This is a genomic window from Acinetobacter sp. YH12155 (assembly GCF_013418255.1).
GTDB classification, from domain to species: Bacteria; Pseudomonadota; Gammaproteobacteria; order Pseudomonadales; family Moraxellaceae; genus Acinetobacter; species Acinetobacter indicus.
Genome location: NZ_VPCK01000012.1, coordinates 13,950 through 26,010, shown reverse-complemented (window position 1 = coordinate 26,010; position 12,061 = coordinate 13,950). Strand labels below are relative to the sequence as shown.

Sequence of the window (12,061 nt, the reverse complement as noted above, 5' to 3'; positions counted from 1 at the left end):
AGATCGATGATGACTGAGAATACTCAACTGAATCCGAAAAAATACGGCCGTCCGGATGATGAGCGCGTCATTCCGTTTATGAAGATTGCGTTGCCGGCGGCATTGCTTTCGATCATTTTAACCGTGGCCAGCATCTTCTTTATTGCCACCAAAGGCTTAAATCTGGGTCTGGACTTTACCGGCGGTATTGCCGCAGAGCTGAACTACAGCAATCCGGTGAGAGCCAGCGATGTCTCTTCTGCCCTGACGCAGGCCGGTTTCCGTGATCCGGTGGTACAGACCCTGGGTTCTGAACGTGACCTGATGGTGCGTATGCCGGTGCAGGACGAGATTGAAGTCGAAGACCTGACCCAGACCATTACCGCAGCGGCACAATTGCCGGGCAACAGCGCCGATGTGACCAAGGTCGATGTGGTCGGCGGTCAGGTCGGTAACGAGCTATATGTGCGTTCTGCAGGTGCCGTGGCACTGGCGCTGATCCTGATGCTGATTTATGTCACCATCCGCTTCGAGTTCAAACTGGCGATGGGTGCGGTACTGTCCCTGTTCCACGATATTATCGTGACGGTGGGTATTTTTGCGATGATGCAATGGCCGTTTGACCTGACCGTATTGGCAGCCCTGCTGGCAATTATCGGCTTCTCGCTCAACGATAACATTGTGGTCTCGGACCGTATTCGTGAAAACTTCCGTAAAATTCGTGGCGCTTCGCCGCTGGAAGTGGTCAATATTGCCTTAACCGAAACCTTACGTCGTACCATCCACACCTCGATGACGCTGTTACTGGTGGTGGTGGCGATGATGCTGATGGGTGGTGATGGCCTGAAATGGTTCTCGATTGCCATGTTTGTCGGTGTCTTTGTCGGAACCTATTCTTCGATTTATATTGGTACCGCCTTTGCACTGTGGCGTGGTCTGAACCGTCAAGACTTTATTGTGCAGGTGAAGCCGGAATTTGAAGAGGAAGAAATTCCTTAATTCTTTTCCTTCCTGTACCCATAAAAGCCCATCTCCGGATGGGCTTTTTTAATGGCGGATCAGTTGCAGCTTGGGAAACTGAAATCCCTTGCAGGAGCGTTCAGAACGCCAGGCCACGGTCAGCATACAGCCACCAATCTTCAGATGCTGATAGGCAAATGTACCCAGGCCCTCATGATGACAAAACCCACCCTGCTGATGCGGATGAACCCCGCTATTCAGCTGATTCAGACTCATGCGAATACCCAGCCCTGACGCTTTCAGAACAGCCTCTTTGGTGGTCCAGACCTTAAACCAGTAATCTGTCTCCTGGTCATAAGCCTGCCACAATTCCCATTCAGCCGGATGAAACATATGCCTGGCCAGACTTTCAAAGCGCACCTTGCGATCCAGATCTTCAACATCCACCCCAACATCTTGTAGCTGCTCGCTATAGGCCAGCGCATAATGCTGACGGCTGTGGCTATGATTCAAGGCCAGCTGCGGATACGCAGGTAAAAACGGCTTGCCATACGCAGTACGGGCAAAATCATCCGAGCAGATTGGCGCGTTTAAATAGGCCGATAGGCGCTGGTTACGAAAAGCATAAATGGCCTGCTTCTGCTGCTGGATGTACGCTTTACGCTCCAGCGCCGGCTGCTGCGGTGCAATCTGTGCCAGACGGGCCAATTCTAGAATAATCTGTGCGCTCATGTGTGGACGCATTTCCTGCATAAACAAAAACCAGCGATCAAGATCACTGGTTTTTTCAAAGATAAGAAAGAAAGTTTAATTGCCCTGTACCAAACGACGTGCGCTGATAATCCCCGGCTGCTGCTCCAAACGTGCCAGCAGACGTGACAGTTGCGCCAGACCTTTGACTTCAATTAACAGCTTCATATTGGCAATACCATCATTTTCGGAAATGGTATTCACCTGACGAATATTAATCTGATCGGAGAAAATCACCTGAGTCAGATCTTTCAGCAGACCACGGCGATCATAGGCTTCCACTACAATCTGCACGCTTTGACCACGGGTTGGCTGCATTTCCCAGTCGGCTTCGACCGCACGTTCCGGCTCTTGGCTGATCATGCGTACATAATCCGGACAGGCCACCTTATGGATGCTGACACCGCGATTCAGGGTGATATAGCCGGCAATGGATTCACCATGTACCGGCTGGCAGCACTGGGCAATATGCAGCTCAACGTTATCCAGACCATCAATCAGAATACCATGCGCCGACAAGGTATGGCTGGCTCGCGGATTCAGGGTCGGTTTTAATACCAGTTCCGGTTCATCCTGATCCAGATGCATATGCCGGTTAACCTGGTTAATCAGCGCATGCAGGCTGATTTCACCATTGACCAGACCAATCAGAATGTCTTCACCGAGTTTGACATTAAAGTGATTGCAGTAATCATTCAAGTCGATACTTTTCGGGTGAATCGCCAGACGCGACAATTCCTTATTCAGAATATCACGGCCAATTTCCAGATTCTTGCTGCGGTCCTGCTGTCTGAACCAGTGGCGTAACTTGTCACGCGCCCGCGCAGTCTTGATATAACCAAGTGAGTTCACCAGCCAGTCACGGTTTGGTTCACGGTCTTTCTTGGTCAGAATTTCGACCTGTTCACCGGTTTTTAAGGTATAGGTCAGCGGCACATAACGCTGATTGACCCGCGCGGCATAACACTTGTTACCAACCTCGGTATGCACATGGTAGGCAAAGTCCAGCACGGTCGAGCCACGCGGTAATTCTTTAATATCCCCATCGCGGCTAAACACATAAATCTTTTCAAAATCTTCAAACTCTTGCAGCTGCTCGAAGTTTTCAGTTTCATCATCGGACTTATGCGCACTGGCATCATTACGCTCCTGATAATGCTCCAGCACCGCACGCAAAGAATGCAAACGATGGTTGAAGGAATGATCGGTGGTTTTGCTGCCTTCTTTATAGTTAAAGTGCGAACACACGCCAAGTTCCGCTTCTTCATGCATTTCCATGGTACGGATTTGCACTTCCAGCGACTTGTTTTCAGCAATCACTGCAGTATGTAGCGAGCGATAACCATTGGCTTTCGGATTGGTAATGTAGTCATCAAACTGATGCGGAATATGCCGCCACAGCTGATGTACGATACCGAGCGAGTGATAACATTCCGGAATGGTTTTGACCAGTACCCGCACCGCACGAATGTCATAGAGCTGGTCGAAGCTCAGGTCTTTACTCTTCATTTTTCGATAAATCGAATAAATGTGTTTAACCCGGCCGGTAATTTCCGACTCAATGCCATGCGCCGCCAGTTCACTCTTGAGCTTATCAATTACAAACTGGATATATTGCTCACGTTCCAGCCGTTTTTCATTCAGTAAAGACGCAATTTCTTTATAACGGTCCGGCGCCAGATAACGGAAAGCCAGATCTTCCAGCTCCCATTTTAACTGGGCGATGCCCAGACGGTGCGCCAGCGGCGAGTAAATGGTCAGAATTTCACGCGCGACCCGTTCCTGACGCTCTTTGGACGCAGTGGTCAGTTCACGTAAGGCATAGGTACGCTCGGCCAGCTTGATCAGCACCACACGCACATCTTCAGTGACTGAAATCAGCATTTTATAAATGCCGGTCAGATGCTCGCGCTGGTTGTTATTGAAGTGATCTTCCAGCCGTTTATTCTTTTCAATCAGCTCGGACAGCTTACCCATCGACAGGGTGCCTTTGACCAGGGTATGTACGCTGTCACCGAAATGCTCACGCACCTCTTCCAGGGTCATCACCCCTTCACGCACACTGCGGTACAGCATGGCAGCCGACAAAGTATCTTCATCGACATGCAAATGCGCCAGAATATCGGCCATTTCAATTCCGGTATACAAGGTATTGGACCGGTGCTTGACTGTCGTTTCCAGCTCTTTTTGTAACGTATAGGTGGCAACTTCTTCGAGTTTTGCTAATGCTGCCCCATCTAAGATGTCACGAACCCGGTCCAGCCATTCTGCCAGATCCTGTCGTGCTTGCTCGGCATGTTCTACAGTCGTTTCCTCAGACAATTCGTTTAATCGTCCAGGAAGTTGTTCACGTACTGTGACCATACCCTACTCCTACCTCTATATACTTCATTTTCTATAAATCGTTTATTGATTTTTCTTGCTCAAATAAGGCAATCGATTCTACATGACCGGTATGGCTAAACATATCCATCACCCCGGCTTTGCTTAAACGATAGCCCTGTTGCACCAGCATCCCCGCATCCCTTGCAAGTGTAGCCGGATTACATGACACATAAACGATTCTTGCCGCACCAAATTTGGGCACATAATGCATGACTTCCTCGGCACCGGAGCGCGGAGGGTCAATCAATAATGCATCAAATCCTTGATTTGCCCAAGAATGATGCGAAAAATCTTTTGTTAAATCTTGTGAAAAGAATTTCACCTGAGTTAACCCGTTCAGCTGGGCATTTTCCGCACCACGATGCACCATTTCATCTGAACCTTCCACGCCAACCACCGTACCGTTTTCGCCGACACAGCGCGCCAAAGGTAAAGAGAAATTGCCTAATCCACAAAACAGATCCAGCACACGCTCACCTGCCTGCAACTGAAGCAAATCACATGCCAGCTTGACCATTTGCGGATTCACGGTGGAATTTACTTGGGTAAAATCCAGCGGATGGAAAGCAAATTTCAGCTCAAATTCCGGCAGTGCATAATGCAGACGCATGGCCTGATCAGGTTGATCTACACGTTGCACACTGTCTGGTCCCGCAGGCTGCAGATACAGTTGCCATTGTTTCTGTAACGCAAATTTGAGCAGTTGGTTGACATCTGACTCAGATAATTTTTCCGTATGCCGGACCAACAGGGCAATTTCCGTGTCACCCATTGCCAATTCTACATGACCAATGTCGGCTTTGCCTTTTAGACTTTGGAGTAGTTGTTTCAGGCGGGTGATTGAACCGAGTTCACGGTCCAGAATCAGACAGCGGTCAATTGAGGTCAGCCGGTTGCTCTGGCGTTCCCGGAAACCGACCACCAGTTTGTCTTTATTCGGGAAATAACGCACCCCGATCCGGGCACGGCGGCGATAATCCTCCCGGGTTGAACGTAACGGTGTCAGCCATTCATCCGGTTGAATGCCGGCAAAATGCTGCAGGTGCGACTTGAGTACATCCTGTTTTAAACGAATCTGCTCATCCAGCTGGATATGCTGCATATTGCAGCCGCCACAGACACCAAAATACGGACACGGCGGCTCGACCCGCATCTCGGCAGGTGCAGATAACAGTTCGATACAGTCGGCTTCTTCTAACCGTTTGGTGACATGATGAATCCGTGCTTTGACTGTTTCACCCGGCAAGGCACCCTGAATAAACACCTTCTTGCCGTGTTTATCCTGCGGATGTTCAGGCTGTGAACCATAGTGTGCAATCCCGCGCCCTTCATGGGACAGCGACTCAACCTGAAAGGTATGGATCAGGGGTTGAGCTAGACGAGCGGATGGACGATGTTTCATGAGCACCTAAAGTGTGGAAGATGGGAAGTCTGCAGCAGTAAAGTATGTGGCTTGTGCATTCTGGCGCCAGGCTGCGAGGAACTCGCCATGCTGTGGCAGGCTGGATAAATACTGGATGGTGGTCTGAACCCACAGGCGATGATCATCCAGCTGCAGCTGCCCTTTCAGCAAGAGCCAGCGCAGATAGATCAGCCAGGTATTCAGCACATCACCTTCACAATAGCTGGTGAGTTTGAGCCATTCACCGGCGCGGATATATTCCGGCACATGATAACCGGCTTCACCGCGTTTACCCGGAAAACCGAGCAGATGCGCCATATCATCCAGTTTCTGGAAATTCCGGCCATTAAACATGGCCATCACATCCATCAAGTCAATATGCCGCTGATGATAGCGGTTCTGGTAGTTATTATAGCGCTTTTGCGTGTCAATTTCGCCCTGATCAAACAGACTTGGCGCAGACAGGCCATGATACATGGCACGATATAAAATCACCGGCAAATCAAACTGCGAACCGTTCCAGCTCACCAGAGTCGGATGACGCTTGTCAAAAATCGACAGAAATTTTTTCAGGATTTCGGCTTCGGTATACTGTTCCCGGCTAAAAGAAAACAGGGTCATTAAGCCGGTTTCATCAATCCACAGACCGGAAATACAGACAATTTCATGCAGCGGCAAACGCTGAAAATCCATGCCCGATTCCTGACGGCGCAGCTTCATCAGCGCCGGCTCCAGATCTGCCTCAGGCAAATCCAGACCATACAGATGCGCCCCCGACTTCAGGTCGGTCCATGTTTCAATATCAAATACCAACACAGGTAGACGCATAATTTTCTCTACAGCTTGACGGCGGTTTATTCAGGATCTTGAACGGAAAATAAACCGGTCGATAAATAACGGTCACCCCGGTCGCAGATAATGCAGACAATCATCGCATCCGGGTTTTCTTCTGCCAGTTTCAGTGAAGCCCAGACCGCACCACCCGATGACGTTCCGGCACTGATACCTTCTTTTTGCGCCAGTTTACGCATGGTCCGCTCGGCTTCAATTTGCGGAATATCAATAATCCGGTCGACACGACTGCGGTCAAAAATGGTCGGTAAATATTCTTCTGGCCAGCGGCGAATACCGGCAATGCTGGAACCATCTGAAGGCTGTAAACCGACAATCTGAATATCCGGATTCATTTCTTTCAGATATTTGGATACCCCCATAATGGTGCCGGTGGTCCCCATCGAGCTGACAAAGTGGGTAATTTTACCGCCAGTTTGCTGCCAGATTTCCGGTCCGGTGGTCAGGTAATGCGCCTCGACATTGTCCGGATTACCAAACTGGTTCAGTACCAGACCTTTGCCTTCGGCCTGCATTTGCAGGGCCAGATCACGCGCTCCTTCCATGCCCTGTTCTTTGGTCACTTCAATCAGTTCGGCACCATAGGCACGCATGGCATCTTTACGTTCCTGACTCATGTTGTTCGGCATGATCAGCTTCATCTGATAACCACGCATGGCAGCCACCATGGCCAGTGCAATCCCCGTATTTCCGCTGGTGGCTTCAATCAAGGTATCACCCGGTTTGATCTGACCGCGCTTTTCCGCCTGCATAATCATGTTATACGCTGGGCGGTCTTTGACTGAACCTGCCGGATTGTTGCCTTCCAATTTGGCCAACACCGTGGCTTGGGTATGACTTGCAAGACGCTGCAAGCGTACCAATGGCGTTTTGCCCACATAATGATCTAATAGAAATTCATCGGCTTGGAAATCAGGGGTGGTATTACTCATTATTTGCACCTTTCTCTAGGTGCGCATATTGTATGAAAAAAACCACCCGCCTGCACTCTTTTCACCAGCTTTTTCGTGAAAGTGCTTAAAGCACAGTCAGTTTTAAAATAAAGCGTGCTAAACTGCTCGGCAGAACGAATAAACTGCTTTAACCATGTCAAATATCAATAAAAAGTTATTTAAGCGCCTACATTTAAATCATGCTTATGGGCAACTGATTGCCCTGATATTTGTGCCCATTATGGTGCTGGCGGCGGTCGGTGCAGGGCTGGTTCTGACCGAAACCTCGAATGCAGCGCGCGCCCAGCAAAAGCAGATGGCGATTGCGATTTTAACCCGCTATGAAATGCCATCTGAAGTGGCCTTACAGCAGCTCAACACCTTTCCTTGGCAATATGAACAGGCACGCAGCTATATGCAGGACCTGCTCAATGAAAAGCATTTACTTCGGACTGCCATTATTGATTCCCAAGGTCGTAGCCGCCTGAGTATGGGCTATCAGGATCAGGCCGGCTGGCCCAGTTTTCCGCGCGATGCCGCCTTCTTTGGCCCGATCCAGCATAAAGACAGCCATGTCTATGGTTTACGTATTGATGAAAGCCAGAGCCAGTATGCCTGGCTGCTAATCGAACTAGACAATCAACCCCTGGAAATTGCCCGTTATCGGGTCATGACCGTGCTGATTGCCACCGGCCTGCTGACCCTGATGCTGCTGTTGCTGTGTCTAAATTTCTATTCGCGCCGCTGGATTGCGCCAATGTACGAAATCCGTATGCAACTGCAACGCCTGAATGCCGACACGCTAGATCAGCACATGGTAATTAACAGTACCGGCGAGCTGCGTTTATTGCAGCGTGATATTGCCAATGTGGTCAAGCGTCTGCATTTCAGCTTTCTGGAACTAAAAGAACATACCGAACAGACCGAAGATGACTTGCGCCGCACCCTAGATACCTTGGAAGTCCAGAACATTACTTACCGTCAGGCACGTGACCAGGCGATTTCAGCCAACCAGTCCAAATCGGTCTTCCTGGCCAATATCAGCCATGAATTACGTACTCCGCTGAACAGTATTGATGGCTTTATCCATTTATTACTGCGCCAGGGTAATCTCAGCAATGAGCAGAACCTGTATCTGCAAACCATTCGCAAATCCTCGGCGCATCTGCTGGCGCTGATTAACGATGTACTGGATTTCTCGAAAATTGATGCCGGCAAACTGGAACTGGAAACCGCACCTTTTGATCTGGAAGAAGCCATTTATGATGTAATGGACATGCTGTCGCCGCTGGCCGCGCAGAAGCAGATTGCGATGGCCTTTTATTATGCTGACAACGTGCCAAAGCATGTGATTGGCGATGCCCTGCGCTTTAAGCAGGTGCTGACCAACCTGATTTCCAATGCCATTAAATTCACCCCGGATGGTGAAATTATTGTACGTGCGCGCATTGAACATGAAGATATCGGTCAGAGCATGATTCATTTTAGCGTGCAGGACAGCGGTATTGGTTTAAGCGGCACCGACCGGAAAAAACTGTTTGAATCCTTCTCGCAAGGCGATGCTTCTGTGACCCGTCAGTTTGGCGGGACCGGTCTGGGTCTGGCGATTTCCAAGCAGCTGGTACATTTAATGCGGGGCCAGATTGGCTTTGAAGACAACCAGGAACGCGCACCGACTGAAAAAGGCTCGACCTTCTGGTTTACTGCCGTATTCAGCATTGATGAGGATGAAATTATTGTGCACCCACGCTTTGCCAACAAGCATGTGGTGTCCTATCTGGCGCATCCGGCAACCGCCAATGTGCTGCGTCACTATCTGGAAAATTATCAGGTCCAGCATACCGAAACCACTTCGATTCTGGACTTATTCAGCCGACTCAATCACCTGTCTACACCGGAAGAAGACACCTGGTTAATTGTCGATCATAGCGGTGACACCGAAGCCTTACTGAAAGAAATTCGCAGCCGCTATCAGGGCAATCTGGCCATTTACGGCTACCAGATGGCGCTTGATCCAAGCATGCTGAATGAATATCGCACCCGCCCGCTGTATCAGCCTTTAAGCCGTGGCGCGCTAATCCAGTTACTAAACAATGAAAATCCGTTTGAAGATACAGGCACCGAAGTCTTTGATGGACAGGGGCTGCATGTGCTGGCGGTAGATGACCACTTGCCAAACCTGATTGTTTTAGAAGCCTTGTTAGGTGAACTAAATGTCACCACCACCAAAGCGCTGAGCGGTCAGGAAGCCCTGAATATCCTGCAAGAGCGGATTGAACAGGATGCCAAACCGTTTGATCTGGTGTTTATGGATATTCAGATGCCGGTGATGTCCGGGATTGATACCACCCGCGCCATCCGCTCGCTGGAGTCCACCCTCGACAAGCATAAACGCCTGCCAATTATCGCCCTGACCGCGCATGCGCTGGCCGATGAAAAACAGAACCTGCTGAAAGTCGGCATGGATGATTACGTCACCAAGCCAATCCAGATTGAACAGATCATCCAGATTCTGACCCACTGGACCACTGAAAACTTTAACAAGGTGCCAGCAGTGGAAAAAGCCGTGGTAATTGAAGCACTCGATCCGCTGGTTCTTGACTGGCAGCAAAGCCTGATGCTGGCCGCCAACAAGGAAGATCTGGCGCTGGATCTGCTGCGCATGCTGCTCGACAGCTTTGCCACCGAACTGCATGAAATGCAGCAGCTAATTGAACTGGAAGATTTCCCGCAACTGGAGCATGTGCTGCATCGTCTGTATGGCGCCACCCGTTATGTCGGCACCCCAAGCCTGCAGGAAGCTACCGGTTCTTTTGAGCAGTTTGTTTCGACCTTGCGTAAAGAACGCCGTAAAGCCGATGATGCCTTTATTCAGGAAGTGCTAAGACGCTTTGATGAATTACAAGCCGTGATTGCCCAGGTTGAACATGCCGCCGAGCAGATTCTAAACAAGCACACGCAGTAGTCTGACTCGACTAAAGTCAGGGTGTTGAAAGATGGATGTGACTGCCCTGTCATGTATCATGCGTATCTGCATGCTATGCTCAACAGAGGAAAAATAAGAGTTTAGACCATGACCATAGTACAGGTAGAAAAAAATAACGGCATTGCCATTGTGCGACTGAATCGCCCGGAAAAACGCAATGCCATGAGCTTTGCATTATTAAAACAGCTGGTCAAAACTGCCAGGCAGCTAAAAAAAGACCGCAGCTTGCGCTGCGTCATTCTGACCGGTGAAGCCGAAGTGTTTAGTGCCGGTATTGATCTGGCCGATTTAAACAATCCGCAAAATCGTGCCTTTGCCGCCTGGGAATTACTCAAACCCGGCCAGAGCCTGTTTCAAAAAGCCTTTCTGATCTGGCAGGAATTGCCCGTCCCTGTGATTGCTGCGATTGAAGGTTACTGTTTTGGAGCCGGGATGCAACTGGCACTGGCAGCAGATATTCGTATTGCCCATCCTAAAACCCAGATGTCAATTATGGAAAGCCGCTGGGGGCTGGTACCGGATATGGGTCTGAGCCGCTCTTTAAAAGGCCTGATTGGCCTGGACCTGGCCAAAGAACTGACCCTCACCGCCCGTATTTTTGAAGCGCAATATGCCAAAGAAATTGGCTTAGTCACCCACTTAAGTGACACACCACTGGATCATGCCCAGATTCTGGCGCAGGAACTGGCGCAGCGTTCTCCGGATGCGCTGGCTGCGGCCAAACAGGTGCTAGATGCCATGGAACATAATCCACAAAAATCCTTACGTCTGGAAAAAATCTGGCAGCTGAAATTACTGCTTGGCAAAAACAGTCAACTGGCGCGTAAAAAAGACAAGCAACCTGACACCAGTTTTTTACCGCGTCAATTTAACTAAGCACAGAGCATCAAGATCGGGAAGAGAAGCATGAGTTTTGATCGCAATACGCCCATCGCCTTTCTGGGTATGGGCTTAATGGGCACACGCATGGCAGCACGTCTGATTCATGCCGGTTTTCGGGTCGCGGTCTGGAACCGCACTGCTGCTGCCTGTGAGGAACTGCTGGACATGGGTGCTGAAGCACTGGCCCTAGAAAAGATTGGTCAATATCCGGTAATTTTAAGCTGCCTGGCCGATGACAATGCAGTCCAAGCCGTTTTTGAGCAGATTCAGCCGCATTTACAGGCCAAGCAAGTGATTGTGGATTTCTCCAGCCTGTCTGTGGATAAAACCCTGACACTGGCTGAACAGGCAGCCCGTCAGCAGGTGAAGTGGATTGATTCACCAGTGTCGGGCGGCACAGCGGGCGCAGAACAAGGCACCCTGGTTATCTTTGCCGGCGGTGATGCCGCCACCATTGAAAAATTAACCCTGATTTATAATGTGCTCTCACAGCGCGTGACCCGTATGGGCGCCAGTGGCACCGGACAGGCCACCAAAATCTGTAATCAGCTGATTGTCGCGGCCAACAGTACCCTGATTGCCGAAGCTGTCGCGCTTGCAGCTCAAGCTGGGGTAGACACCACTTTACTGGCACCCGCACTGGCCGGTGGATTTGCTGACTCCAAACCGTTTCAGATTCTAACCCCGCGCATGGCCAGTCATAGCTTTGAACCGGTGCAGTGGAAAGTCCAGACCCTGTCCAAAGACCTGAACAATGCCCTGACCCTGGCTGCGCATTATCAGCTGCATATTCCGGTGGCACAGCAGGCTTTGCAACAACTGCAAGCGCATCAGGCCAAAGGCTTTGCGGAAGCAGATTTATCCACGGTCATTCAACAGGTGGAACAGACCACTTAATTTCACCCTTTGCACAGGGAATGCAGGACATTGTTT

The 12,061-nt window shown here is 50.0% G+C and carries 9 protein-coding genes; 4 read left to right on the top strand and 5 right to left on the bottom strand.

The window, feature by feature from the left end:
• Nucleotides 1-6: 6 nt before the first annotated feature.
• Nucleotides 7-978 (top strand): protein translocase subunit SecF, encoded by a 972-nt coding sequence (secF, locus tag FTU86_RS09330; RefSeq protein WP_180048496.1) that lies wholly within the window; start codon nucleotides 7-9, stop codon nucleotides 976-978.
• Between the two features lie 48 nt (nucleotides 979-1,026).
• Here secF and FTU86_RS09325 read toward each other — a convergent pair whose 3' ends face one another.
• From FTU86_RS09325 to cysM, 5 genes are all read right to left on the bottom strand, one after another.
• Nucleotides 1,027-1,671 carry a 4'-phosphopantetheinyl transferase superfamily protein gene (locus FTU86_RS09325; RefSeq protein ID WP_252726188.1) on the bottom strand — a complete coding sequence of 215 codons (645 nt, stop codon included), beginning with the start codon at nucleotides 1,669-1,671 and terminating at the stop codon, nucleotides 1,027-1,029.
• Between the two features lie 75 nt (nucleotides 1,672-1,746).
• Complete coding sequence (locus tag FTU86_RS09320) at nucleotides 1,747-4,053, bottom strand: bifunctional (p)ppGpp synthetase/guanosine-3',5'-bis(diphosphate) 3'-pyrophosphohydrolase (RefSeq protein WP_045796610.1); 2,307 nt, start codon at nucleotides 4,051-4,053, stop codon at nucleotides 1,747-1,749.
• A 31-nt stretch (nucleotides 4,054-4,084) separates the two neighbouring features.
• On the bottom strand, nucleotides 4,085-5,476 hold the full coding sequence (gene rlmD, locus FTU86_RS09315; protein WP_180048498.1) for a 23S rRNA (uracil(1939)-C(5))-methyltransferase RlmD: 1,392 nt from the start codon (nucleotides 5,474-5,476) through the stop codon (nucleotides 4,085-4,087).
• 6 nt (nucleotides 5,477-5,482) lie between these two features.
• A complete protein-coding gene (locus FTU86_RS09310; protein ID WP_168384220.1) occupies nucleotides 5,483-6,304 on the bottom strand; it encodes a 3'-5' exonuclease in 822 nt (273 codons plus the stop codon).
• Nucleotides 6,305-6,330: 26 nt separating this feature from the next.
• Nucleotides 6,331-7,260 carry a cysteine synthase CysM gene (gene cysM, locus FTU86_RS09305; RefSeq protein WP_168384219.1) on the bottom strand — a complete coding sequence of 310 codons (930 nt, stop codon included), beginning with the start codon at nucleotides 7,258-7,260 and terminating at the stop codon, nucleotides 6,331-6,333.
• Between the two features lie 154 nt (nucleotides 7,261-7,414).
• Between cysM and FTU86_RS09300 the strand changes: the two genes are divergently transcribed.
• The 3 genes from FTU86_RS09300 (at nucleotide 7,415) to FTU86_RS09290 (ending at nucleotide 12,025) form a co-directional block, all read left to right on the top strand.
• Nucleotides 7,415-10,225, top strand: a complete 2,811-nt coding sequence (locus tag FTU86_RS09300) for an ATP-binding protein (RefSeq protein WP_160240985.1) — start codon at nucleotides 7,415-7,417, stop codon at nucleotides 10,223-10,225.
• A gap of 108 nt (nucleotides 10,226-10,333) precedes the next feature.
• Nucleotides 10,334-11,122, top strand: a complete 789-nt coding sequence (locus FTU86_RS09295; RefSeq protein ID WP_016658615.1) for a crotonase/enoyl-CoA hydratase family protein — start codon at nucleotides 10,334-10,336, stop codon at nucleotides 11,120-11,122.
• Nucleotides 11,123-11,152: 30 nt separating this feature from the next.
• Nucleotides 11,153-12,025, top strand: a complete 873-nt coding sequence (locus tag FTU86_RS09290) for an NAD(P)-dependent oxidoreductase (RefSeq protein ID WP_180036986.1) — start codon at nucleotides 11,153-11,155, stop codon at nucleotides 12,023-12,025.
• The last annotated feature ends 36 nt before the right edge of the window (nucleotides 12,026-12,061 follow it).

What these genes read in the sequence shown, in the direction of transcription:
- FTU86_RS09325 (WP_252726188.1), bottom strand. Translation starts at nt 1,671, where the DNA reads ATGAGCGCACAGATTATTCTAGAATTGGCCCGTCTGGCACAGATTGCA.
- cysM (WP_168384219.1), bottom strand. Translation starts at nt 7,260, where the DNA reads ATGAGTAATACCACCCCTGATTTCCAAGCCGATGAATTTCTATTAGAT.
- FTU86_RS09290 (WP_180036986.1), top strand. Translation starts at nt 11,153, where the DNA reads ATGAGTTTTGATCGCAATACGCCCATCGCCTTTCTGGGTATGGGCTTA.
- rlmD (WP_180048498.1), bottom strand. Translation starts at nt 5,476, where the DNA reads ATGAAACATCGTCCATCCGCTCGTCTAGCTCAACCCCTGATCCATACC.
- FTU86_RS09295 (WP_016658615.1), top strand. Translation starts at nt 10,334, where the DNA reads ATGACCATAGTACAGGTAGAAAAAAATAACGGCATTGCCATTGTGCGA.
- FTU86_RS09300 (WP_160240985.1), top strand. Translation starts at nt 7,415, where the DNA reads ATGTCAAATATCAATAAAAAGTTATTTAAGCGCCTACATTTAAATCAT.
- FTU86_RS09310 (WP_168384220.1), bottom strand. Translation starts at nt 6,304, where the DNA reads ATGCGTCTACCTGTGTTGGTATTTGATATTGAAACATGGACCGACCTG.
- FTU86_RS09320 (WP_045796610.1), bottom strand. Translation starts at nt 4,053, where the DNA reads ATGGTCACAGTACGTGAACAACTTCCTGGACGATTAAACGAATTGTCT.
- secF (WP_180048496.1), top strand. Translation starts at nt 7, where the DNA reads ATGATGACTGAGAATACTCAACTGAATCCGAAAAAATACGGCCGTCCG.